The 21,676-nt window shown below is 67.1% G+C and carries 21 protein-coding genes and 1 pseudogene; 3 read left to right on the forward strand and 19 right to left on the reverse strand.

The features are described 5' to 3' along the window. Positions 1 to 136 precede the first annotated feature (136 nt). Positions 137 to 1,270, forward strand: coding sequence for an MFS transporter (locus tag QM789_RS12000; RefSeq protein WP_420353302.1), 1,134 nt, complete (start codon positions 137 to 139; stop codon positions 1,268 to 1,270). Here the strand turns inward: QM789_RS12000 and pgi are convergent. The 5 genes from pgi to QM789_RS12025 form a co-directional block, all read right to left on the reverse strand. Next, on the reverse strand, positions 1,267 to 2,871 hold the full coding sequence (gene pgi, locus QM789_RS12005; protein WP_420352129.1) for a glucose-6-phosphate isomerase: 1,605 nt from the start codon (positions 2,869 to 2,871) through the stop codon (positions 1,267 to 1,269). The two genes, QM789_RS12000 and pgi, sit on opposite strands and share 4 nt — an antisense overlap. Then, entirely contained in the window at positions 2,871 to 3,521 is a 651-nt protein-coding gene (locus QM789_RS12010; RefSeq protein WP_420352130.1) for a 6-phosphogluconolactonase, read from the reverse strand. The genes pgi and QM789_RS12010 overlap by 1 nt, the downstream gene beginning before the upstream one ends. Further along, on the reverse strand, positions 3,518 to 4,984 hold the full coding sequence (zwf, locus tag QM789_RS12015; protein ID WP_420352131.1) for a glucose-6-phosphate dehydrogenase: 1,467 nt from the start codon (positions 4,982 to 4,984) through the stop codon (positions 3,518 to 3,520). The genes QM789_RS12010 and zwf overlap by 4 nt, the downstream gene beginning before the upstream one ends. A gap of 113 nt (positions 4,985 to 5,097) precedes the next feature. Then, positions 5,098 to 5,649 (reverse strand): RSP_2648 family PIN domain-containing protein, encoded by a 552-nt coding sequence (locus QM789_RS12020; protein ID WP_420352132.1) that lies wholly within the window; start codon positions 5,647 to 5,649, stop codon positions 5,098 to 5,100. Beyond that, positions 5,649 to 6,845, reverse strand: coding sequence for an RSP_2647 family RNA methyltransferase (locus tag QM789_RS12025; RefSeq protein WP_420352133.1), 1,197 nt, complete (start codon positions 6,843 to 6,845; stop codon positions 5,649 to 5,651). The genes QM789_RS12020 and QM789_RS12025 overlap by 1 nt, the downstream gene beginning before the upstream one ends. A gap of 214 nt (positions 6,846 to 7,059) precedes the next feature. Between QM789_RS12025 and edd the strand changes: the two genes are divergently transcribed. Beyond that, entirely contained in the window at positions 7,060 to 8,871 is a 1,812-nt protein-coding gene (gene edd, locus QM789_RS12030; protein WP_420352134.1) for a phosphogluconate dehydratase, read from the forward strand. A 10-nt stretch (positions 8,872 to 8,881) separates the two neighbouring features. After that, on the forward strand, positions 8,882 to 9,523 hold the full coding sequence (gene eda, locus QM789_RS12035; RefSeq protein ID WP_420352135.1) for a bifunctional 4-hydroxy-2-oxoglutarate aldolase/2-dehydro-3-deoxy-phosphogluconate aldolase: 642 nt from the start codon (positions 8,882 to 8,884) through the stop codon (positions 9,521 to 9,523). 32 nt (positions 9,524 to 9,555) lie between these two features. On the opposite strand, the gene urtE is transcribed toward eda, so the two are convergent. The 14 genes and pseudogenes from urtE to QM789_RS12105 form a co-directional block, all read right to left on the reverse strand. Beyond that, positions 9,556 to 10,251, reverse strand: coding sequence for an urea ABC transporter ATP-binding subunit UrtE (gene urtE, locus QM789_RS12040; RefSeq protein ID WP_420352136.1), 696 nt, complete (start codon positions 10,249 to 10,251; stop codon positions 9,556 to 9,558). A 1-nt stretch (position 10,252) separates the two neighbouring features. After that, positions 10,253 to 10,993, reverse strand: coding sequence for an urea ABC transporter ATP-binding protein UrtD (gene urtD, locus QM789_RS12045; RefSeq protein WP_420352137.1), 741 nt, complete (start codon positions 10,991 to 10,993; stop codon positions 10,253 to 10,255). After that, positions 10,990 to 12,216, reverse strand: coding sequence for an urea ABC transporter permease subunit UrtC (gene urtC, locus QM789_RS12050; protein ID WP_420352138.1), 1,227 nt, complete (start codon positions 12,214 to 12,216; stop codon positions 10,990 to 10,992). Before urtC ends, urtD begins: the two co-directional genes overlap by 4 nt. 1 nt (position 12,217) lies before the next feature. Continuing rightward, positions 12,218 to 14,195 (reverse strand): annotated as a pseudogene (urtB, locus tag QM789_RS12055) (urea ABC transporter permease subunit UrtB). A gap of 48 nt (positions 14,196 to 14,243) precedes the next feature. Then, the gene (gene urtA, locus QM789_RS12060; protein ID WP_420352139.1) at positions 14,244 to 15,539 is read right to left on the reverse strand and encodes an urea ABC transporter substrate-binding protein; all 1,296 of its coding nucleotides are present in this window, start codon (positions 15,537 to 15,539) and stop codon (positions 14,244 to 14,246) included. Between the two features lie 180 nt (positions 15,540 to 15,719). Continuing rightward, a complete protein-coding gene (gene ureG, locus QM789_RS12065) occupies positions 15,720 to 16,352 on the reverse strand; it encodes an urease accessory protein UreG (RefSeq protein ID WP_420352140.1) in 633 nt (210 codons plus the stop codon). After that, positions 16,349 to 16,996 carry an urease accessory protein UreF gene (locus tag QM789_RS12070; protein WP_420352141.1) on the reverse strand — a complete coding sequence of 216 codons (648 nt, stop codon included), beginning with the start codon at positions 16,994 to 16,996 and terminating at the stop codon, positions 16,349 to 16,351. The genes ureG and QM789_RS12070 overlap by 4 nt, the downstream gene beginning before the upstream one ends. Continuing rightward, complete coding sequence (locus QM789_RS12075; RefSeq protein ID WP_420352142.1) at positions 16,983 to 17,474, reverse strand: urease accessory protein UreE; 492 nt, start codon at positions 17,472 to 17,474, stop codon at positions 16,983 to 16,985. The genes QM789_RS12070 and QM789_RS12075 overlap by 14 nt, the downstream gene beginning before the upstream one ends. Before the next feature lie 10 nt (positions 17,475 to 17,484). Next, complete coding sequence (gene ureC / locus QM789_RS12080; protein ID WP_420352143.1) at positions 17,485 to 19,191, reverse strand: urease subunit alpha; 1,707 nt, start codon at positions 19,189 to 19,191, stop codon at positions 17,485 to 17,487. Continuing rightward, positions 19,191 to 19,496, reverse strand: a complete 306-nt coding sequence (locus tag QM789_RS12085; RefSeq protein WP_420352144.1) for an urease subunit beta — start codon at positions 19,494 to 19,496, stop codon at positions 19,191 to 19,193. Before QM789_RS12085 ends, ureC begins: the two co-directional genes overlap by 1 nt. A gap of 8 nt (positions 19,497 to 19,504) precedes the next feature. Continuing rightward, positions 19,505 to 19,807: an urease subunit gamma gene (locus QM789_RS12090; RefSeq protein WP_420352145.1), complete on the reverse strand. Its 303-nt coding sequence runs from the start codon at positions 19,805 to 19,807 to the stop codon at positions 19,505 to 19,507. Between the two features lie 9 nt (positions 19,808 to 19,816). Continuing rightward, positions 19,817 to 20,608, reverse strand: coding sequence for an urease accessory protein UreD (locus QM789_RS12095; RefSeq protein ID WP_420352146.1), 792 nt, complete (start codon positions 20,606 to 20,608; stop codon positions 19,817 to 19,819). Between the two features lie 107 nt (positions 20,609 to 20,715). After that, positions 20,716 to 21,174 (reverse strand): Lrp/AsnC family transcriptional regulator, encoded by a 459-nt coding sequence (locus tag QM789_RS12100; protein WP_420352147.1) that lies wholly within the window; start codon positions 21,172 to 21,174, stop codon positions 20,716 to 20,718. After that, positions 21,171 to 21,629 carry an Lrp/AsnC family transcriptional regulator gene (locus QM789_RS12105; RefSeq protein ID WP_420352148.1) on the reverse strand — a complete coding sequence of 153 codons (459 nt, stop codon included), beginning with the start codon at positions 21,627 to 21,629 and terminating at the stop codon, positions 21,171 to 21,173. The genes QM789_RS12100 and QM789_RS12105 overlap by 4 nt, the downstream gene beginning before the upstream one ends. Between the last annotated feature and the right edge of the window lie 47 nt (positions 21,630 to 21,676).

Consider the following 21,676-nt stretch of genomic DNA (forward strand, 5'->3'; position numbering starts at 1 on the left):
AGCCGCGCCCGCTTGCCAGACCGTTTGCGGAGATATACCCATTCGTCATGCAGGATATGCCCTCCCCCCGCCGAGTGTCCGCGAAGGGCGCAATGTTGTCGTTCTGGTGCTGGCGCAGGCGGTGCTGGGCGCGCAGATGTCGATGATCTTCACCGTGGGGGGGCTGGCGGGGCAGACGCTCGCGCCGAATCCCTGCCTCTCGACGCTGCCCCTGTCGATGATCGTGCTCGGCTCGGTGCTGTCGGCGCAGCCGCTGTCCGAATTCATGGCGCGCAAGGGGCGGCGGGCGGGGTTCGTGCTGTCGACCTTCGCCGGGGCCCTCGGCGCGGCCATCGCCGCCTGGGCGCTGTGGACGGGATCGTTCGGGCTGTTCATGGCGGGCGCGCTGCTGACGGGTATCTACATGTCGGCGCAGGGGTTTTACCGCTTTGCCGCGACCGATGGCGCCAGCGCGGAGTTCGCGCCGAAAGCGATTTCCTATGTCATGGCGGCGGGGCTGGCGGCGGCGATCCTCGGCCCGCAACTGGTCAAACTGACGGCACAGGCGATGGTGGTGCCGTTCCTGGGCACATATCTGGCGATCATCGGGCTGAACCTGCTCGGTCCGATCCTGTTCGCCTTCCTCGATATTCCCGCGCCGGGGCGGCGGGTCAAGGGCATCGCGGGCGGGCGGAGCCGGCGCGAGTTGCTGCGCGATCCGGTGATCGCGGTGGCGATGATCTGCGGCATGGTCTCCTATGCGCTGATGAACCTCGTGATGACCTCGGCGCCGCTCGCGGTGGTGGGCTGTGGCTTCGCGCCGACGCAGGCCGCCGACATCGTTTCCGCCCATGTCGTGGCGATGTATCTGCCCTCCTTCTTCACCGGCAGCCTGATCGCCCGCTTCGGCGCACGCGGCATCGTCGGTGCCGGTCTGGTGATCCTGGCCTGTGCCGGGGCGGTGTCAATGACCGGGGTGCAGTTGCACAACTTCTTCGCCGTACTGATCCTGCTGGGCCTTGGCTGGAACTTCGGCTTCATCGGCGCCACGGCCATGCTCAATTCCGCCCATAGCCCCGAAGAGCGCGGCGCGGTGCAGGGGATGAATGATTTCGTGGTCTTCGGCGGGGTGTTCCTCGCCTCGCTCAGCTCCGGCAGCCTGATGAACTGCTCGGGCGCGAACGACCCGCAGGCGGGCTGGCAGGCGGTGAACCTCGCCATGCTGCCCTTCCTGACGCTGGCGGGCGCGGCGCTGATCTGGCTCGCGCTGCGCCCGAGGGAGACGCGCTAGCGCATCGCCCGGATCTTCGCGGCCAGCGCGCGGGTGGAGCCGTCCTTGCCCGCGCCGTCCGACGTCCCTTCGAGCACCGGCGCCAGCGCGAGCGCCAGTTCCTTGCCCAGTTCCACCCCCCACTGGTCGTAGCTGTTGATGCCGAGGATCACGCCTTCGACGAACACCCGGTGTTCATACAGCGCGATGATCGCGCCGAAGGTGAAGGGCGTCAGCTTCGGATAAAGCAACGTGGTCGAGGGCCGGTTGCCCGGGAACACCCGGTGCCGCGCCTGCCGCTCCAACTCCGCCCCGGTCAGGCCCTTCTTGCGCATGATCTCGGTCGCTTCCTCCAGCGACCGGCCGCGCAGCAGCGCCTCGGATTGCGCAAGGCAATTCGCCATCAGCAGCATGTGCTGATGATCCAGATCGGGCTCATGCCCCTGCGCCGCCAGCAGGAATTCGCACGGCACCACCCGCGTACCCTGATGGATCAGTTGGTAGAATGCATGCTGGCCATTGGTGCCCGGCTCGCCCCAGACCACCGGCCCGGAGTTGTAGGGCAGATCGGCGCCGTCCATGCTCACCCGCTTGCCGTTCGACTCCATCTCCAACTGTTGCAGATAGGCCGGGAGCCGCAGCAGCCGCTGATCATAGGGCAGCACCGCCCGCGTCGCATGGCCCAGCACCTGATTGTGCCAGATCCCCACCAGCGCGAGCAGCACCGGCAGGTTCCGCGCAAAGGGCGCCTCGCGGAAGTGCTTGTCCATCGCCGCGCCGCCGCGCAGGAATTCCGCGAAATTCGCCGGGCCGACGGCGATCATCACGCTCAGCCCGATGGGTGACCAGACGGAATAGCGCCCGCCGACCCAATCCTCGAACCCGAACACCCGCGCTGCGTCGATACCGAAGGCCGCCGTGCGGTCCGACGCGGTGGAGATCGCCGCGAATTGCGCCGCCGGATCGGCAACCTTCGCCGCCATCCATTTCCGCGCGGTTTCCGCGTTGGTCATGGTTTCGATCGTGGTGAAGGTCTTCGACGCCACGATCACCAGCGTGGTTTCCGGGTTCAGCCCCTTCAGCACGTCATGAATATGCGCGCCGTCGATGTTCGAGACGAAATGCACCCGCGGCCCGTCGTGATAAGGCGCCAGCGCCAGCGTCGCCATCACCGGGCCGAGGTCCGACCCGCCGATGCCGATATTGACCACATCGGTGATCGCGCCGCCCTGCCCCCGGAACCGGCCTTCGCGCACATCGGCGGCGAAAGCCTCCATCCGCGCCAGTGTCTCGCGCAGCTTCGGCATGACGTCCACGCCATCCACCATCACCGACCCTTCCGGGTTGCGCCAGGCGGTATGCAGCACCGCGCGGCCCTCGGTCTCGTTGATCTTCGCGCCGGTGAACATCGCCTCGCGCTTCTGCGCGACGCCCATGCGTTCGGCCAGCGCGATCAGCAGGGCGCGCGCCTCCGGGTCGATCGAGGTCTTGGAATAGTCGAAGACGAAATCCCCGAAAGCCGCGCTGAAATCCGCGGCACGGTCGTTGATGTCGAAAAAATCCATGATCCGCTGGTCCGGGTGGGCGGCGGCATGGGCGATCAGGTCGGAGAATTGGTTCATCAGGGGGCCCAGTGAATGGTGGCGGTCTTCAGCACGACGCGGATCGGGGCCTCTGCCTCGCTCAGCGTTTCGGCCCGTTCTATCGCGGCGCGCTTTTCCCCGCCAGTGATCAGAACGTGACAGTGCATCGCATCGCGCAGCACCCGCGCGGTGAGCGTGACGCGCGGCACATCCGCCGCCACCGCCATCAGCGCCGGCGCATCGGGCGCGAGCGCCTCCTCCGCCCCCGGAAACAGCGAGGCAGTGTGCATATCCGCCCCCATCCCCAGAAGCAGCACCGTGATCGGCAGCGCCGCCTCCACCCCCGGCAGGAGCCCGGGCAGGCCCTCTTCGGGCGTCGGCGCATCGGCGTAAAGCGGCACCAGCCGCGCCGCCGCCGCCCGGTTGCGCAACAGCCGCTCGCGCAGCAGCCGGGTGTTCGAGAGCGGATCCCCCTCCGGCACCCAGCGTTCATCGTTGAGCAGCACCGAGACCTGCCCCCAGTCCAGATCCAGCCCCGACAGGATGTCGAACACCGGCCCCGGCGTGGTTCCGCCCGGCACCGAAAACGTCGCCGGTCCCAGTTGCAGCGCCAGCCGCAGCTCCGCCGCCAAATTGTCCGCCAGCGAAATCATCATCAACTCGCGGTCCGGATATTCGATCAGGTTCATCCGCGGATCTCCCTCCATCTGCGCCCGTCGCGGTGCATCAGCATCAACGCATCATCCGGCCCGGAGGATCCGGAATCATAGCCCTGCGGTCGCTCGCCCCGCGCCTCCCATCCGGCGATGACCGGATCGGCCCAGGCCCAGGCGGCCTCCACCTCGTCGCCGCGCATGAACAGCGTCTGGTTGCCGCGGATCACATCCATGATCAGGCGCTCATAGGCGTCGGGAATATCGGCGCCCTCGTCGCCCAGGGCATCGGCGAAGGACATGTCGAGCGGCACCTGCACCAGACGCATCCCGCCCGGGCCGGGCTCCTTGATCATCACCTTGAGGTTCATCCCCTCGTTCGGCTGCAACCGGATCACCAGAACATTCTCGCGCCAGTCGTGATCGGCCTCGTCAAAGATCGAATGCGGCGGCTGCTTGAAGGTGATCGCGATTTCCGATGTCCGCGCCCGCAGCCGCTTGCCGGTGCGCAGGTAAAACGGCGTCCCCTGCCAGCGCCAGTTCGCGATCTGCACCTTCAGCGCGATATAGCTCTCGGTCCGGCTCTGCGGGTTTTCCACATCGTCGAGATAGCTGCTCAGCGCCCTCTTCCCCCCGGTGCCCCGATACTGCCCGCGCACGATGTCGCCCGCCGCCATCGGTTGCAGCGCCCGGATCACCTTGAGCTTTTCGTCCCGCACCGCATCCGGGTCGTAGTGATAGGGCGGCTCCATCGCGATCAGGCACAGCAGTTGCATCATGTGGTTCTGCACCATGTCCCGCATCGCGCCCGACTTGTCGTAATAGCTGCCGCGCCCGCCGACACCCACGGTTTCCGCCACCGTGATCTGCACATGGTCGACATACTGGCTGTTCCACAGCGGCTCGAACAGGATATTGGCGAAGCGCACCGCCATCAGGTTCTGCACCGTCTCCTTGCCCAGATAGTGGTCGATCCGGTAGATCTGATGCTCGTCGAAATGCGCGGCCAGCGTGGCGTTCAGCGCGCGGGCCGAGGCGAGATCCCGCCCGAAGGGCTTTTCGACGACGATCCGCGCATCCGGGCCCGCGATGCCGTGGCCGTGCAGCCGCTCGGCGATTTCGCCGAACAGCGCGGGCGCGACCGAGAAGTAGAAGGCATTCACCACATCGGGCCGCATCAGCGCCTTCAGTTCCGGCCAGCCGCTGGTTCCCGTGGCATCGACCGGCACATATTCCAGCCGGTCGAGAAAGGCGGCGATCTGCGCCGCGTCATGCTTCCCCGCATCCACGAATTCGTCGATCGCCCGGCGCGCCAGGTCGCGGAAGCCCGCCGCATCCATCTCCGAACGCGCGCAGCCGATGATGCGCGCCTCCTCGGGCATGTGGCCGCCGTAAAAGCGGCGGTAGAGACCGGGCAGGATCTTGCGGGTGGCAAGGTCTCCGGTGGCGCCAAAGATAACGAGGTCGAACACCTCTACCGGAATAACGCGGGAAACCATTGGCTGCTCCGTAGCTGGCTGTTGCCTGTCGCTGGGGTCAGTTTAATCCGCCCGTCCGCGCCGTCAAAGCGGTTTGACCCGGCCCCGGCACGAAAACGCGCAAGCGCCTGATTTCACGGCAGATGCGCGCTCAGCGCCTTGCCCAGCCGGGGCAGTTTCGCGCGTTTCAGCAGCGGGCGGAGCGGTTGCGGCTGGCCCGAAAGGATCTCCGCCCGCTGCCGCACGCCTTCGACCACCTGCGCGACCGGCCCCGGGTCCGTGGACCACAATTCCCACAGCAGGCTGTCCGGATCGCGCCGGTCCAGCCCCTCCGCCGCCAGTGTGCCGCGCGGGAAATCCTGCGCGTTGAAGGTGACGATGGCATCCGCATTTCCCGCGATTGCCGCCGCCAGCACATGAATATCGTTCGGATCGGGCAGGTGCAGCCGCGCGTCCAACCCCGGGCGCGGCGCAACCTCGGCCTTTGGGAAAGCCGCACGCAGGGCGGCGATCTCGCCCCGCGCCACCGCCTCATCCGCCGGGCCAAGCCGCGCCACCGCCCGCGCCCATTCCTCAAGGATCCGCGCCGACCACAGCGGCTGATACAGCCCCGCCCGCGCGACCCCGATCAGGATTTCGCGCAGCACCGTCGGATACAGCACACAGGCATCGAGAAGCGCCCGCATCAGTCGAGCCGGAAGAACAGCGCCTTCAGATAGGCCGATTCCGCCAGTTGCGGCAGCATCGGATGGTCCGGCCCGGCATAGCCCGTATGCAGCAGTTGCGAGCGTCGCCCACCCCGGCCAAGACCCCGCGCCGAGGCCGCCCGGAACTGCACCAGATCCGCCGCATGCGAGCACGAGCACAGCGCCACATAGCCCCCCGGCGCAACCAAGGGCGCCGCCAGCCGCGCGACCCGTTCATAGGCCCGCAGCCCCGCCTGTAGCGCGGTTTTCGACGGCGCGAAGGCCGGCGGATCGCAGATCACCAGATCGAATTGCGCGCCCTCGGTCGCCAGCGCCTCCAGCGTGGCGAAGGCATCGCCCTGTCGTGTGTCGAACCGCGCTTCGGCCCCCATCGCCGCCGCCCCCTGCCGCGCCAGATCCAGCGCCGGGGCCGAGGCATCCACCGCCAGCGCCCGCTCCGCCCCGCCCGCGAGACACGCCAGCGCAAAGCCGCCGACATGGCTGAACACATCCAGCACCCGCGCGCCGCGCGCCAGCCGCGCGGCAAAGGCATGGTTTGGCCGCTGATCGAAGAACAGCCCCGTCTTCTGTCCGCCCAGCACATCGGCCATATAGACCGCGCCATTCATCGGCACCGGCACCGGCCCGTTGACAGCGCCCGTCAGCACCACCGTCTCCTCCGGCAGCCCCTCCAGCCCGCGCGCCCGGCCCGAGCCGTTCTTCACCACCGTCGCGATGCCGATCGCCGCCAGCGCGGCGGTGATCTCGCCGATCATCGCTTCGGACCAGGCGGCGTTCGGCTGCACCACGGCCAGATCGCCGAACCGGTCGATGATCACGCCCGGCAGGCCATCGGCCTCGGCATGAACCAGCCGGTAGAAGGGCGCGTCGAACAGCCGCTCGCGCAGCGCCAGCGCCCGCGTGATCTTCGCCGCGATCCAGTCGCCGGTGATCTCCGCCCCGGCATCGCGGTCCAGCACCCGCGCGATGATCTTCGATTTCGGGTTTACCGTCACCGTGGCCAGGGGGCGCCGCTCGGCATCCTCCAGCGTGGCGATCGTGCCCGGGGCCATCGCCTGCGTGCGCCGGTCGGTCACCAGTTCGTCGGCATAGACCCAGGGGAATCCATGCCGGATGGCGCGCGCCTCGGCCTTCGGGCGCAGGCGAACCACGGGGCGGGTGCGGTCTTCGGTCATCGGCGGCTCCTGTCGTTTCGCTTCCTCTAGCGCGCCCCGGGCCAAAGCGAAAGCCCGCCCGTATTTCCGGCAGCACAGGAACGAGAGCGCTGACATTCACATTTCCGCTTGTCTCCCCACGCCGGGCCTGCACAATCGGCCCATAGGACGAAAATGATTTGTTAACGCTAAACCCCTATGCAAAAATAAACCCGCAGCGATCACAGCCGACCGGATGGAAGCCATGACGAACGCCACTATCGCCCGTGTCACCGATCGTATCCGCCAGCGCTCCGAGGGGCCGCGCGGCGCGTATCTGGAACGGATGCGGGCGGCGGTGGCAATGGGTCCGGCGCGGGCGCATCTGGCCTGCGGCAACCAGGCCCATGCCTATGCGGCGATGGGCGCGGAAAAGCCGCTTCTGGCCGAAGGGCGGGCGCCGAACATCGGCATCGTCACCGCCTATAACGACATGCTGTCCGCGCATCAGCCCTATGAGACCTTCCCCGCGCGGATCAAGGCCGCACTGGCCGGGGTCGGCGCCACGGCGCAGGTGGCAGGGGGCGTGCCCGCGATGTGCGATGGCGTCACGCAGGGCCAGACGGGGATGGAACTGTCGCTGTTCTCGCGCGATGTGATCGCGCTGGCGGCGGGGGTCGCGCTCAGCCACAACTGTTTCGACGCGGCGCTTTATCTGGGCATCTGCGACAAGATCGTGCCCGGGCTGGTGATCGCCGCGGCGACCTTTGGCCATATCCCGGCGGTTTTCGTGCCCGCGGGGCCGATGACCTCGGGCCTGCCGAACGATGAAAAGGCGCGGGTGCGCAACGACTATGCGGCGGGCAAGGTCGGGCGCGATGCGCTGATGGCGGCGGAAATGGCCTCCTATCACGGGCCGGGCACCTGCACCTTCTACGGCACGGCGAATTCCAACCAGATGCTGATGGAGATCATGGGCCTGCATCTGCCGGGCGCGAGCTTCGTCAACCCGAACACCCCGCTGCGCGATGCGCTGACCGAGCGCGCGGCGCGGCGTGCGGCGGAAATAACGCATCTTGGCAATGATTTCCGGCCCGTTGGTGAGATTTTGGATGAACGTGCCTTTGTCAACGGGATCGTCGGGCTGATGGCGACGGGCGGGTCCACCAACCTCGTGCTGCACCTGCCCGCGATGGCGCGCGCGGCGGGGGTGATGCTGGATCTTGAGGATTTCGACGAGATTTCCTCGGTCGTGCCGCTCCTGGCGAAGGTCTATCCGAACGGGCTGGCCGATGTGAACCATTTCCACGCGGCGGGCGGGATGGCGTTCCTGATCCGCGAATTGCTGGGCGCCGGGCTGCTCCATGCCGATGCGAAGACCGTGGCGGGGGATGGGCTCGCGGCCTATACCCGCGAGCCGAAGCTGATCAACGGTCATCTGAGTTGGGTCGCAGGGGCGGAGGACAGCCTGAACGACAAGATCCTGCGCCCCTCCGTGGCGCCGTTTCAGCCGCAGGGCGGGTTGCGGCAGTTGAACGGCAACCTCGGGCGCGGGGTGATCAAGATCTCCGCCGTCGCGCCGGAGTATCATGTGATCGAGGCCCCCGTCCGCGTCTTCCACGATCAGGAAGAGGTCAAGGCCGCCTTCAAGCGCGACGAATTCACCACCGACACCGTGGTGGTGGTGCGCTTTCAGGGGCCGCAGGCGAATGGCATGCCGGAACTGCATTCGCTGACGCCAATCCTGTCGGTGCTGCAAGGCCGGGGGCTGCGCGTCGCACTGGTGACGGATGGCCGGATGTCGGGCGCTTCGGGCAAGGTTCCGGCAGCGATCCATGTCAGCCCGGAGGCCGCGACCGGCGGGCCGATCGCAAAGCTGATCGACGGCGATGTCCTGCGCCTCGATGCCGAAGCGGGCACGCTCACCTGCCTGACCCCGGGGTTCGCCGACCGCGCGCCGGTGGTGGCGGATCTGTCGCACAACGCCCATGGCATCGGGCGCGAACTCTTCGCCGCCTTCCGCCGTTCCGTCGGGCCCGCCACTGAAGGCGCGGCCGTCGTCGTCTGAGGAGATCCGCATGACCCCCGCCGAACAATCCGTGAAGGCCCGCCAGATCTGTGCGCTGGCGCCGATCGTCCCGGTGATCGTGGTGAAGGACGCAGCCCATGCCGCCCCCCTCGCCCGGGCGCTGGTCAAGGGGGGCCTGCCCGCGCTGGAGGTGACGCTGCGCACGCCCTGCGCGCTTGATGCGATCCGGGCGATGGCGGAGGTGGAGGGCGGCGTGGTCGGTGCGGGCACCCTGCTGACCCCCGCCGATGTGAAGGCCGCAAAGGCCGCCGGGGCGCGGTTCGGGGTGTCGCCCGGGCTGACCGAGCGGCTGATGCGGGCCTGCGAGGAGGAGGGCCTGCCGCTCTTGCCCGGCGCAGTCACCGCGTCCGAGGTGATGCGCGCGCTGGAATGGGGTTATGACATGCTGAAATTCTTCCCCGCCGCGACGTCGGGCGGCGCCCCGGCGCTCAAGGCGCTCGGCGGGCCGCTGCCGCAGGTGGGGTTCTGCCCGACGGGGGGGATCAGCCTGTCGAACGCGCCCGATTACCTGAGCCTGCCGAATGTGCTTTGCGCCGGGGGAAGCTGGGTCGCGCCCGATGCGAAGGTGCAGGCGGGCGACTGGGCGGGGATCGAAACGCTCGCCCGCGAAGCCGCCGCCCTGCCGCGCTAGCTTCTCGCACCGGGGGCTGTCAGGCGCATCCCCTAAACGGAAACCACCTCGCGCAGCGCATCGCGGGTCAGCGCGGTTTTTGTGCCCTGCATCGCCACCTGCCCGCGTTTCAGCACATAGAACCGGTCGCCGAGGTCGTGGGCGAAGTCGAAATACTGCTCGACCAGCACGATCGCCATATCGCCCTTGTCGCGCAGATAGCTGATCACCCGGCCGATCTGCTGGATGATGTTGGGCTGAATGCCTTCGGTCGGTTCATCGAGCAACAGCACCTTCGGCTTCATCAGCATCGCCCGCGCGATCGCCAGTTGCTGTTGCTGCCCGCCCGAAAGGTCGCCGCCGCGCCGGTGCAGGAAGTCCTTCAGAATCGGGAACAGGTCGTAGATCTCCGCCGGGATGAACCGTTCCGAGCGCGGGAGCAGCGCAAAGGCGGTTTCCATATTCTCCTCCACCGTCAGCAGCGGAAAGATCATCCGCCCCTGCGGCACATAGGCCAGACCGCGCCGCGCCATGCCCTGCGGCGGCACCTTCGGCACGCTTTCGCCGTTCAGGATCACCTCGCCGCCCGAACGCGGGTGCCAGCCGGAAATCGCCTTGAACAGCGAGGTCTTGCCCACGCCGTTGGTGCCCATGATGCAGGTCACCTCGCCCGCCTTCGCCTCCATGTCGATGCCATAGAGGATCTGCGAGCCCCCGTAATGCAGCGTCAGCCCCTTTGTTTGCAGCATGTCAGCGCCCCAGATAGACTTCGATGACCCGAGGGTCGGAGGTAACGTGATCGAGCGACCCTTCGGCCAGAACCGAGCCTTCGTGCAGCACGGTCACGCGGCAGTTCAGGCGGCGCACGAAATCCATGTCATGTTCTACCACCACCACGGCGCGGGTTTTGGCCAGATCGACCAGCAGCGCGGTGGTCTGTTCGCGCTCTGCCAGCGTCATGCCCGCGGCGGGTTCATCGACCAGAAGCAGCTTCGGTTCCTGCGCGAGCAGCATGCCGATCTCCAGCCATTGCTTCTGGCCGTGGCTGAGCTCCCCCGCCTTGCGCGGCAACTGCGCGCCAAGGCCGACCTGCCCCGCCAGCGCCTCGACCCGGGTGAAATCCGAAGGCGCCGGGCGCCAGAACAGCACCTTCCACGGGTTGCGGCTATGCTTCAGCGCCATCATCAGGTTTTCGCGGACCGATTGATCCTCGAACACCGTGGGGCGCTGGAACTTGCGGCCGATGCCGATACGGGCGATCTTCGCTTCATTCAGGCGCAGCAGGTTCACCGATTTCTCGCCCCACAGAACCTTGCCCTCGTCGGGGCGGGTCTTGCCGGTGACGATATCCATGAAGGTCGTCTTGCCCGCGCCATTCGGGCCGATCACCGCGCGCAACTCGCGCGCGCCGATGGAGAACGACAGGTTGCGGATCGCGCGGTAGCCGTCGAAGGTGACGGAAATGCCGGAGACTTCGAGCAGCGCCTTCATGCCTCGGCCTCCTTCTCGCGCAGGGCACCATCATCGGGGCCGAGCGGATCGCCGCCCCGGTTCGGACTGCGCCAGCCGGTGAGCAGATCGACCAGCCCCGACAGCCCCTTCGGCGCGAACAGCGTAACCAGAACGAAGCTGAGGCCCAGAAGCACCTGCCACCAGTCCACCCATTTCACCACATAGAAGCCCAGGTTGATGTCGGGCACCCGCCCGCCGGTGAACCAGGTCGAGACCAGCGAGACGAAGAACGCCCCGATCACCGCGCCATAGATCCGCCCGCGCCCGCCGATGGCGACCCAGACCGCGAGGTAGATCGACGCGATCGGCGCCATTTCCGCCGGGTTGATGATCCCCGCCTGCGGATAATACAGCGCCCCGGCGATGGCTGCGATCACCGCCGTGAGGGTGAAGACGAAGAGCTTGTAGGTCTCGACCGAGTAGCCGAGGAACCGCACGCGCGCCTCGTCATCGCGGATGCCGCGCATCACCGAGCCGAACTTGCCAGAGACGATGAAGGCCGCGACGACATAGCCCAGCGCCAACGCCAGCGCGGAAATCCACAGGAACCAGACCGAGAGCGCATCCTGCCCTGCGGCGATGCCCGGAATGTTCTGCAACCCCGACAGCCCGTTGTTGCCGCGCAGGCCGGAGTCGTTCTGGAACAGGTAGAGCGCGAGCGCCAGCGTCATCGCCTGCGTCAGGATCGACAGATAGACCCCCGTCACCCGCGACCGGAACGCCAGCCAGCCGAAGACAAACGCCAACAGCCCCGGCACCAGCACGACGAACAGAAGCTGCATCGGCAGCGAGCCCGCGAAATGCCAGATACCGGGAAGCTGCGACGATCCGACCACGCCGAAGACCTGTGACGCGATGGCGTCGTTGATCTCCTGCGGGGTCATCGGGATCTGCCCGGTGGCGGAGGCCAGCACGATTTCCTTTGTCCGCGCATACATCAGCCACATGCCGATCATGTAGCCGCCCAGTCCAAAGAAGGCGAAATGGCCAAGGCTCAGGATCCCGGTATAGCCCCAGACCAGATCCATCGCGATGGCGACAAGGCACAGGCACAGCGTCTTGCCCAATGTCTTGACCATCGAGGTGGAGACAGCCCCCGTGCCATAGGCCTGCGACAAGAGCGTCACCCCCAGCGTGAACAGCGCGAGGATCAGCACGAACCACAGCACCGAGGGGTTCTTTGCGAGAAAGCCGGATTTCATGTCAGTCCCCCGCCGCGCGGCCCTTGAGGGCGATGATGCCCCTTGGCCGGAACTGGATGAAGATGATGATGAACAGGATCATGTAGGTCTGCGCCGCGAGCGTGTTCGAGGGGTTCACCGCCTCGATCAGCTTTTGCAGCGTGCCGACCAGCGCCGCCCCCGCGAGCGTGCCCCAGATATTGCCGACACCGCCGACGACGACCGTCATGAAGCTCTGCACGATATAGTCGGAACCGAGTTCCGAGGTGACCTTGGCGAACAGCCCGATCGCCACCCCCGCAATCCCCGCGATGCCCGAGCCGAAGCCGAAGCACAGCATGTTGATCCGGTCCGGGTTGATGCCCATGGACGCGGCCATGGCAGGGTTCTGCGTCACCGCACGGACCTCCAGCCCCAGCCGGGTGCGGTTCATCACGAACAGGAACACCGCCAGGAACACCATCGCCAGAACGAAGATCGCGATCCGGATATAGCTGATCGACACGACGTCGTTCAACGTCCAGGCCCCTTCGAGCCAGCCGGGCGCGGTCAGCGGCCGGGCCTGCGTGCCGAAGATGTTCTTGAACAGTTGTTGCAGCGCGATGGAAATCCCGAAGGTCGCCAGCAGCGTTTCCAGCGGGCGCTTGTACAGATGCCGGATCACCAGCCGCTCCATCGTCACTCCGGCAAGGAAGGTCACCGCGAAGGCCAGCGGCAGCGCGACGAGGATCGACACGGTATAGTCGCTGATATGGCTTTGCACGACATAGCCGGTATAGGCGCCCATGGTGATGAATTCGCCATGCGCCATGTTGATCACCCGCATCACGCCGAAGGTGATGGCGAGCCCGATCGCCGCGAGGAAATAGATCGAGGTCAGCGACAGCGCATCGAGCCCCAGATCCAGCCCCCACATCGCATCGACCTTCAGCGTCACGCCCTTGAGCGCGGCGCGCGCGGCGGTGGTGACGGCGGGATCGGTCTCGGTATAGACATCGGCATAGCGATGCGCGACGACGGCGGCGGCCACTTCGTCATCCGTCGCGGCGGCGGGGACGGTGCCCGCCCGTTCCAGCGCGGTATAGGCCGCGTCGCGTTTCGCGGGGTCGGACAGTTCGCCCACCGGGAAACCACCGACCCTGCCATCGACCACATTCGCCTCCAGCGCGGCGCGGGCCTCGGCCGGGGTCAGGCGTTTGGGCGCCAGACCCGCCGCGACCAGCAGCCCATAGGACTCTTCGGCGGAAATTCCGGACCCGGGTTTCAGCTCCTGCGCGACATTGCCCGTGGGCACGCCCGCGAACACCTGCCGCTTCGTTGCAAGGATCGGGTTCAGCGCGGCGCGGAAATCCAGCCCCATATCGGAACCGAAGCTTCTCGATCGCCGCCACCCGTTCGCCCGGCGCGCCGAAGCGGATCGTCAGCAGCCGGTCCAGCCGCTCCTTCTGCGCCCGGAGCGCGGGATCGGTCTCGCCGGGGATCGACTCGCGCAGCGGGGCGAGGTTCTCCGCCGTGCCCTCCCGCCCCAGCGTATCGAGCGCCGCACGCCGTTTCGCGGGATCCGGGTCGGAAAGCTGGAACCGCACCAGCGCCTGTGCAATCAGGCCCTGCACCCCGGCATTCGGCTTGATCTCAGTTATCTCGGCCTTCACGGCGGTGCCCGCCGCAGCACCGGTCACCGGATCGGTCAGCGCGTAGCCCTCCGCCGTCTTCGCCAGAACGAAGATCGCGCCATCTGCCTTGCGCTGGCCCAAAGTCCGGTCTGTCCAGGCGCGCAGGAAATCCCGCACGCCCGCATCCCCCGTCCCGGCGATTTCGGCGATCACGGGGCCGATGGTCTGGCGCGAAGGTTTGGCGATGGCATCGGCATTGCGGGCGATCACGGCGGCCAGGCCGCTCAGCGGCGCCACGGCAACGGGCGGGGCCGGCGGCGCATCCTGCGCCCGCACCGGCAGCGCGAGGCAGATCCCTGCCGTCAGCGCCAGAAGAAAGCTGCGCATGGCTGCTCCCACAGGTGAGGAAGAAGGGGGCCGAAGCCCCCTCCGGGATCAGTAGTTCGACTTCAGCTGCACGCAGGTCTTGGTTTCGGTGTTGTACATGCCGCATTTCAGATCTTTCCAATCCGACTCCAGCACCGCCGATTCCGGCAGGAAATCGGTCCAGGCATCGCCCGGGACGGGATCGGTCTGGCTGATGATGTCGAATTGCCCATCCGCCTTGATCTCGCCGATCAGAACCGGCTTCGTCAGGTGGTGGTTCGGCAGCATCTCGGCCTCGGTGCCGGTCAGGTTCGGGAACTTCTGGCCGATCATCGCATCGGTCACCTTGTCCACCTCGGTGGTCCCGGCGGCGGTCACCGCGTTCACCCACATGTTGAAGCCGATATAGGTGGCCTCCATCGGGTCATTGGTCACGCGCTTCGGATTGCCGGTGAAGGCATGCCACTGCTCGATGAACGCCTTGTTTTCCGGGGTGTCGGCGGATTGGAAATAGTTCCAGGCCGCCAGTTGCCCCACCAGGTTCTTCAGGTCACCCTCGCCGAGGCCCGACAGTTCCTCTTCGCCGACCGAGAAGGCCACGACCGGGATCTGCTCCGCCGTGATACCCGAGGCCGCCAGTTCCTTGTAGAAGCCGATATTCGCATCGCCGTTGATGGTCGAGATCACGCCGACCTTCTTGCCATCCGCGCCGAGCGCCTTCACATCCGCCACGATCTTCGACCAGTCCGACTGCCCGAACGGGGTGTAGTTCACGAAGATGTCGCTCTCCGCGATGCCCTTCGACTTCAGATAGGCGGTCAGGATGTTGTTCGTGGTGCGCGGATAGACGTAATCCGTGCCGAGCAGCGCGAATTTCTGCACGCCCAGTTCATCGAGGAAGTAGTCCACCGCCGGGATCGCCTGCTGGTTCGGCGCGGCGCCGGTGTAGAACACGTTCTTCGACGATTCCTCGCCCTCATACTGCACCGGGTAGAACAGCAGGCCGTTCAGTTCCTCCAGCACCGGCAGCACCGATTTACGGCTGACCGAAGTCCAGCAGCCGAAGATCACATCCACCTTGTCCACGGTCAGCAACTCGCGCGCCTTTTCCGCGAACAGCGGCCAGTCGGAGGCCGGGTCGACCACGACGGGTTCCAGCTTCTTGCCGTTGATGCCGCCCTTCTTGTTCTGTTCGTCGATCAGCATCAGGACCGTATCCTTCAGCGTGGTCTCCGAAATCGCCATCGTGCCGGAGAGCGAGTGCAGAACGCCGACCTTGATCGTGTCGCCCTCGGCCCAGGCGATGCCGCCCGACAACAGCGTGGCAAGCGTCGCACCAAACAGATAGTTACGCATCCCTGTCATCATACTTCCCTATGATTGTCCCTCGTTCCACCCGCGCCGGATGGCTTCGGGTCACTGAAACGCCCGCCTTTGGCAGCGGCAAGACAGCCATGCGGACGGCACAGGCCAATCATCACGCCCCCGGGAGGAATGCCCGGAAACTGCGCGTTATTCGATCATTCGATTAATTATTGGTCGGTTTTAGCCTGAAACCGACGGAATCGGCGCCAGGTCCAGCCCGCCTTCGCGGATCAGAAAGGCCACGATTTCCGCCACGCCCTGCCCCTGCCGCAGACGGGCCATGACATAGGGGCGGGCGCCGCGCGCCGCGCGGGTGTCGCTTTCCAGCAGCACCGGATCCACCCCCACATAGGGCGCGAGGTCGGTCTTGTTCACCACCAGAAGGTCGGAGCGCGTCACCCCCGGGCCCCGCTTGCGCGGAATGTCCTGCCCCGCCGCCGTGTCGATCACATAGATCGTCAGGTCGGCCAGTTCCGGGCTGAAGGTCGCGGCCAGATTGTCGCCCCCGGATTCGATCAGCACCAGATCCAGATCCGGAAACCGCGCATTCAGATCGGCGATCGCGGCGAGGTTGATCGAGGCATCCTCCCGGATCGCGGTATGCGGGCAGCCGCCGGTTTCCACGCCCCGGATCCGCTCGGCGGGCAGAACCTGCGCCCGCATCAGCGCCTCGGCATCCTCGCGGGTGTAGATGTCATTCGTCACCACGGCCATCGAACAGCGCCCCGCCAGCGCCCGGCACAGCTGCTCCGTCAGCGTGGTCTTGCCCACGCCCACCGGCCCGCCGATCCCCACCCGCAAAGGTCCGTTCATGTCTTGAAAATCCTCACATCCATCACTTCATGCGCCATCGCGCCCAGATCCGCGCGAAAGGCCGAGGTCGCCAGATCCGCCCGCGTGGCATCGAGCGCGCGCTCCGCCAGAATCCCGATCAGCGGATGCAGCGCCGCCAGAACCCGCTGCCCCGCCGCCTGCCCCAGCGGCATGAACCGCACCCCAGCGGAAACCAGATTGGCCGCGAAGGAATGCAGGTAAAGCGCGATCACCTGCATGTCGGGCAACTCCAACCCCCGCGCCGCCTGCGCCACGGCGAGCGGCAGGGGAAAGGGCTCCACCCGGGCATCGGTCATCTCGCCCCGGGCGCGGGCAAAGGCAGCGCCCTGCTCCTCGGTCTCGCGCAGCCGCTCAGCGGAACCGGCCAGCGCGCGGGCCAGATCGGCGAGTTCGTCCAGGCTCTCCCCCCGCAGCGCGCAGGCGATCAACACCGCATCGTTCCAACCCGCGCCATGGGCGAGAATATCCGACAGCCAGTCCTCCAGCGCCTGTTCGTCGCCCACATCCCCCACGGAAACCGCCTGTTCCAGCCCGTGGCTATAGGCAAAGGCCCCGGTCGGAAAGGCAGGCGACAGCCATTGCACCAGCGACATCAGCGCCGCGGTCTGCTCAGGTATGGACATGGAAATGCCCCGGACCATGTGAATGCCCGGGCCCGTGCGAATGGCCCATGGTGCGGCCCATGCCATAGGCGCCGCCCTCGGGCTGGAACGGCTCGACCGAGGGCACCACCTTCGCACCCAACTGCCGCAGCATCGCCTCCAGCACATGATCGGCCCGGATCACCAGCCGCAGCGGCTCGATCTGGCACGGCGTATGCCGGTTGCCGATATGCCAGGCCAGCCGGGTCAGGTCGCCCGTCACCGAAAGCACCGGCTCCAGCCCGCAGCGCACCTCGACCAGACGGCCATCGCTCAGCACGAACGCCTCGCCCCCCGTGAGGTTCGTCACCTCCGCCAGATCGGCCAGAAACGACAGGCCCCCCGCCGTGGTGAGCCGCTTGCGGCGCAGGAAGCGCCCCTCGTAATCCAGCGCGATGTGATCCGCCGCCGTCCATTCCCCCTTGGGCAGCACCCGCTCCGCCCGCAGCACCTCCGTCATCCGTCCGCCCTCAATACAGGAAATACCGCTGCGCGAGCGGCAAGGACCGCGCCGGTTCACAGGTCAGCAATTCGCCATCCGCCCGCACTTCGTAGGTTTCGGGATTGACCTCGATCTTCGGCAGCGCCGCGTTCAGCTTCATGTCCGCCTTGCCGATGCCGCGCGTGCCGGTGACCGCCAGAACCGTCTTGTCGAGCCCGAGCCGCCCCTTCACCCCATCCGCCTCGGCCGCCGCCGAAACGAAGGTGACGCAGCTCGCCCCCAACGCCTTGCCATAGGCGCCGAACATCGGCCGCATGTAGAACGGCTGCGCCGGGATCGAGCCGTTCGGATCGCCCATCTGCGCCGCGATGATCATGCCCCCCATCAGCACCATCTCCGGCTTTGCGCCAAAAAACGCCGGATCCCAGAGCACCAGATCCGCGCGCTTGCCCACCTCGACCGAGCCGATATGGCGCGACATGCCATGCACGATCGCCGGGTTGATGGTGTATTTCGCGACGTAGCGGCGCACGCGGAGATTGTCGTTCTCGCCGGTTTCCTCGGAAAGCCGCCCGCGCTGTTTCTTCATCTTGTCGGCGGTCTGCCAGCAGCGGGTGATGACCTCGCCCACCCGGCCCATCGCCTGACTGTCCGACGAGATGATCGAGATCGCGCCGATGTCGTGCAGAATATCCTCGGCGGCGATGGTCTCCTTGCGGATCCGGCTTTCGGCAAAGGCCACGTCCTCCGGCACCTTGTTGTCGAGGTGGTGGCACACCATCAGCATGTCGAGGTGCTCTTCCAGCGTGTTGCCGGTATAGGGCCGCGTCGGGTTGGTGGACGACGGGATCACGTTCGCCGCGCCCACCACGCGCAGGATGTCGGGCGCATGGCCGCCGCCCGCGCCTTCGGTATGGAAGGCATGGATCGTGCGGCCCTTGAACGCCGCCAAGGTATTCTCCACGAAGCCCGATTCATTCAGCGTATCGGTGTGGATCATCACCTGCACATCCATGTCGTCGGCCACCGACAGGCAGCAGTCGATGGCGGCGGGCGTGGTGCCCCAATCCTCATGCAGCTTCAGCGACGAGGCCCCCGCCGTCACCATCTCTTCCAGCGCTTCGGGCAGCGACGCGTTCCCCTTCCCCGCCAGCGCGAAATTCATCGGCAGCCCGTCGAGCGCCTGCAACATGCGCCCGATATGCCACGGCCCGGGCGTGCAAGTGGTCGCGAGCGTGCCATGCGCCGGCCCCGTGCCGCCGCCCAGCATGCAGGTCACGCCGGAGAACAGCGCATCCTCCACCTGTTGCGGGCAGATGAAATGGATATGCGCATCCATGCCGCCCGCCGTCAGGATCCGCCCCTCGCCCGCCAGGATCTCCGTCCCCGGGCCGATGATGATGTCCACGCCGGGCTGCGTGTCCGGGTTGCCCGCCTTGCCGATCTTCGCGATCAGCCCGTCGCGCAGACCCACATCCGCCTTGTAGATCCCGGTATGGTCCACGATCAGCGCATTGGTGATCACCGTATCCATCGCGCCGCCCGCGCGGCTGATCTGCGATTGCCCCATGCCGTCGCGGATCACCTTGCCGCCGCCGAACTTGACCTCCTCGCCATAGGTGGTCAGGTCGCGCTCGACCTCGATGATCAGGTCGGTATCGCCCAGCCGCACCCGGTCGCCCGTCGTCGGGCCATACATGTCGGCATAAGTCCCGCGCGAGATTTTCGTGGGCATCACAGATCCCCCATCACGTTCTGGTTGAAGCCGAAGACCCTGCGCGCACCGCGATAGGGCACCAGCCGTACCTCCCGCGTCTGGCCCGGCTCGAACCGCACGGCGGTGCCGGCGGCAATGTCCAGCCGCATCCCCCGCGCCGCCACGCGGTCAAAGCTCAGCCCCGCGTTGGTTTCCGCGAAATGGTAATGCGAGCCGACCTGAATCGGCCGGTCGCCGGTGTTCGCAACCGTCAGCGTGATCGCCTCCAGCCCTTCGTTCAGGATGATGTCGCCAGCGGCGGGGATGATTTCTCCGGGGATCATGTGCGGCCTCAACGGATGGGGTGGTGGACGGTGACGAGCTTGGTGCCGTCGGGGAAGGTCGCCTCGATCTGGATCGAATGGATCATTTCGGCAATGCCCTCCATGCACTGTTCGCGGCTGATGACCTGCGCCCCCGCCTCCATCAGATCGGCGACGGTGCGGCCCTCGCGCGCGCCCTCGACGACGAAATCCGAGATGATCGCGATCGCCTCGGGATGGTTCAGCTTCACGCCGCGTTCCAGCCGGTTGCGCGCCACCATGGCGGCAAGGCTGATCATCAGCTTTTCCTTCTCGCGGGGGGTCAGGTTCATCTCGTCCCTCTATAGTTGCCAGACGCGCGGCGGCGCGGCGCCCCGGCGCATCACTTCCATCAGGCGCAGGATCTGTTGCCGCAGCGGCCATCCATCCGCCGCCAGCACCCGCACCACGCATTTCCCGTCCCAGCCGGAGGCCGCCGCCTCGACCCCATCGCCCAATGCCGCGCGCACGGCCTGCACCGCGTCCTCGGCGCCCTGCGCGCACAGAACCAGCGTCGCAAAGGCCCGCGCCTCGCCCAGAATCGCCCGGCGCGGGCGCGGCGCATCCAGCGCGAAGGGCTCGTAGAACACCGGCCGCCCGGCGCGTTCAATCCGCCGCCGGTCGCGAAACCGCAGGGTCCGCACCCGCTCCCCCATCGCCGCCCGGCCCAGAACCACCGCCTCAAGCATCAGGCAGCCCGCCCCGGGCGCCAGCGCGATCACCGTTTCGCGGTCCAGATCGGCCCGGTCGAACAGGATCGTCTCCTGCGGCAGCCAGTCGAGCCAGCCCCCCGCCCCGACCTCATGGCGCACCGTCACCCGCGCGGCGCCCTGATCGGCGCGATAGGCCCGCTCCGCCGCCTGCGTCGTGGCGATCAGAGGACCATCCGTCCGCGTCGCATAGGCCAGCCGGTCGCCCGAGGTCAACCCGCCCGAAGTGTTCAGGAACACCACCTCCGGCACACCCCGCACCCGCGGCAGCAGCGCCTTGGCGCACCCCTGCTGGCGCAGGCCCCGCAGCCGCCCGGCCTCGAACAGCACGGCGGCCTCGCCCTGCGCCCGCTGCATGCGGCTATGGCACGAACTGTCGAACATCTGGCCCCCTTGGCGGTGATCTAACCGCGCGTCGCGGGCGGCGTCCATCCCGGCCGCGCCCGCCGCGCGGTGGCCCGCTCCATTTGCTGAAAATTCAGGCGCTTCGCTCATCCGAGAGGCCCGGGCAGCCGCTCCTCCGACAGCAACACATTCGCCTCGACCTGCCCGATCCCCGGCAGCGTCATGATCCGCCGCCGCAGCACACGCTCGAAATCCGCGATGTCGCGGGCGCGCACCTTGATCCGATAGTCGAACAGCCCCAGCACATGCTGCACCACCTGCACCTCGGGAATCGCCGTCACCGCGCGCTCGAAATCCTCAAGGCTCACCCGCCCTTTGGCGGCCAGCCGGATGCCCAGAAACACCGTCACCCCGAACCCCAGCGCCGCGTGATCCAGCACCAGCCGCCGCCCGGCGATGATCCCCTCTTCCTCCAGCCGCCGGATCCGGCGCCAGCAGGCGGGCTGCGACAGCCCCAGCCTGCGCCCCAAAGCCCCCGCCGAGAGCGTCGCATCCGCCTCCAGCGCGCGCAGGATCGCCCGGTCGGTATCGTCGAGCGCGGTCACAGCGGCAGCTCCTCGGATTTCTTGATCGTGGAAATCAGCATCAAGGCCTCGGTGTCCTGAATATGCGGCAGGGTCAGGATCCGGCTGCGGTAGATCTCCTGCCAATGCGCCATGTCGCGCGCAATGGCGTTCAGCCGCACATCGGTCTGGCCCAGAAAGGTCTGGATCTCCAGCACTTCGGGCACCTCCCGCGCGGCGGCGAGGAATTCGTCGAACGCCCGCGGATGGGTCTTGTCGAGCGTGAAGCGCAGCGAAACCTCCACCTCCCATCCCAGCCTGCGCCAGTCGATCACCGCCTGCGCGCCACGGATCACCCCGCCCTCGCGCAGCTTCTCGATCCGGCGCCAGCAGGTGGCCGTGGTCAGCCCCGCCCGCTCGGCCAGATCCGCCGTCGCCATTCCGGGTTCCGCCATCAGATGGCGCAGGATGCGCCGGTCGGTATCGTCGATCTGCATGATTATTGCATCATCCACCATTCATACGAATGATCTTTAACGCCGAT

This window comes from Paenirhodobacter sp., assembly GCF_047600745.1.
Taxonomy (GTDB): Bacteria; Pseudomonadota; Alphaproteobacteria; order Rhodobacterales; family Rhodobacteraceae; genus Rhodobacter.

Bases quoted from the DNA above. Each gene is read 5' to 3' on its own strand.
- QM789_RS12000 (WP_420353302.1), top strand. From the start codon at position 137: ATGTCGATGATCTTCACCGTGGGGGGGCTGGCGGGGCAGACGCTCGCG.
- QM789_RS12010 (WP_420352130.1), bottom strand. From the start codon at position 3,521: ATGAACCTGATCGAATATCCGGACCGCGAGTTGATGATGATTTCGCTG.
- ureG (WP_420352140.1), bottom strand. From the start codon at position 16,352: ATGAACGGACCTTTGCGGGTGGGGATCGGCGGGCCGGTGGGCGTGGGC.
- QM789_RS12070 (WP_420352141.1), bottom strand. From the start codon at position 16,996: ATGTCCATACCTGAGCAGACCGCGGCGCTGATGTCGCTGGTGCAATGG.
- QM789_RS12025 (WP_420352133.1), bottom strand. From the start codon at position 6,845: ATGACCGAAGACCGCACCCGCCCCGTGGTTCGCCTGCGCCCGAAGGCC.
- QM789_RS12090 (WP_420352145.1), bottom strand. From the start codon at position 19,807: ATGAACCTGACCCCCCGCGAGAAGGAAAAGCTGATGATCAGCCTTGCC.
- QM789_RS12085 (WP_420352144.1), bottom strand. From the start codon at position 19,496: ATGATCCCCGGAGAAATCATCCCCGCCGCTGGCGACATCATCCTGAAC.
- QM789_RS12075 (WP_420352142.1), bottom strand. From the start codon at position 17,474: ATGACGGAGGTGCTGCGGGCGGAGCGGGTGCTGCCCAAGGGGGAATGG.
- urtA (WP_420352139.1), bottom strand. From the start codon at position 15,539: ATGACAGGGATGCGTAACTATCTGTTTGGTGCGACGCTTGCCACGCTG.
- QM789_RS12095 (WP_420352146.1), bottom strand. From the start codon at position 20,608: ATGTTCGACAGTTCGTGCCATAGCCGCATGCAGCGGGCGCAGGGCGAG.
- urtC (WP_420352138.1), bottom strand. From the start codon at position 12,216: ATGAAATCCGGCTTTCTCGCAAAGAACCCCTCGGTGCTGTGGTTCGTG.
- QM789_RS12020 (WP_420352132.1), bottom strand. From the start codon at position 5,649: ATGCGGGCGCTTCTCGATGCCTGTGTGCTGTATCCGACGGTGCTGCGC.
- eda (WP_420352135.1), top strand. From the start codon at position 8,882: ATGACCCCCGCCGAACAATCCGTGAAGGCCCGCCAGATCTGTGCGCTG.
- pgi (WP_420352129.1), bottom strand. From the start codon at position 2,871: ATGAACCAATTCTCCGACCTGATCGCCCATGCCGCCGCCCACCCGGAC.
- edd (WP_420352134.1), top strand. From the start codon at position 7,060: ATGGAAGCCATGACGAACGCCACTATCGCCCGTGTCACCGATCGTATC.
- zwf (WP_420352131.1), bottom strand. From the start codon at position 4,984: ATGGTTTCCCGCGTTATTCCGGTAGAGGTGTTCGACCTCGTTATCTTT.
- QM789_RS12105 (WP_420352148.1), bottom strand. From the start codon at position 21,629: ATGCAGATCGACGATACCGACCGGCGCATCCTGCGCCATCTGATGGCG.
- ureC (WP_420352143.1), bottom strand. From the start codon at position 19,191: ATGCCCACGAAAATCTCGCGCGGGACTTATGCCGACATGTATGGCCCG.
- urtE (WP_420352136.1), bottom strand. From the start codon at position 10,251: ATGCTGCAAACAAAGGGGCTGACGCTGCATTACGGGGGCTCGCAGATC.
- urtD (WP_420352137.1), bottom strand. From the start codon at position 10,993: ATGAAGGCGCTGCTCGAAGTCTCCGGCATTTCCGTCACCTTCGACGGC.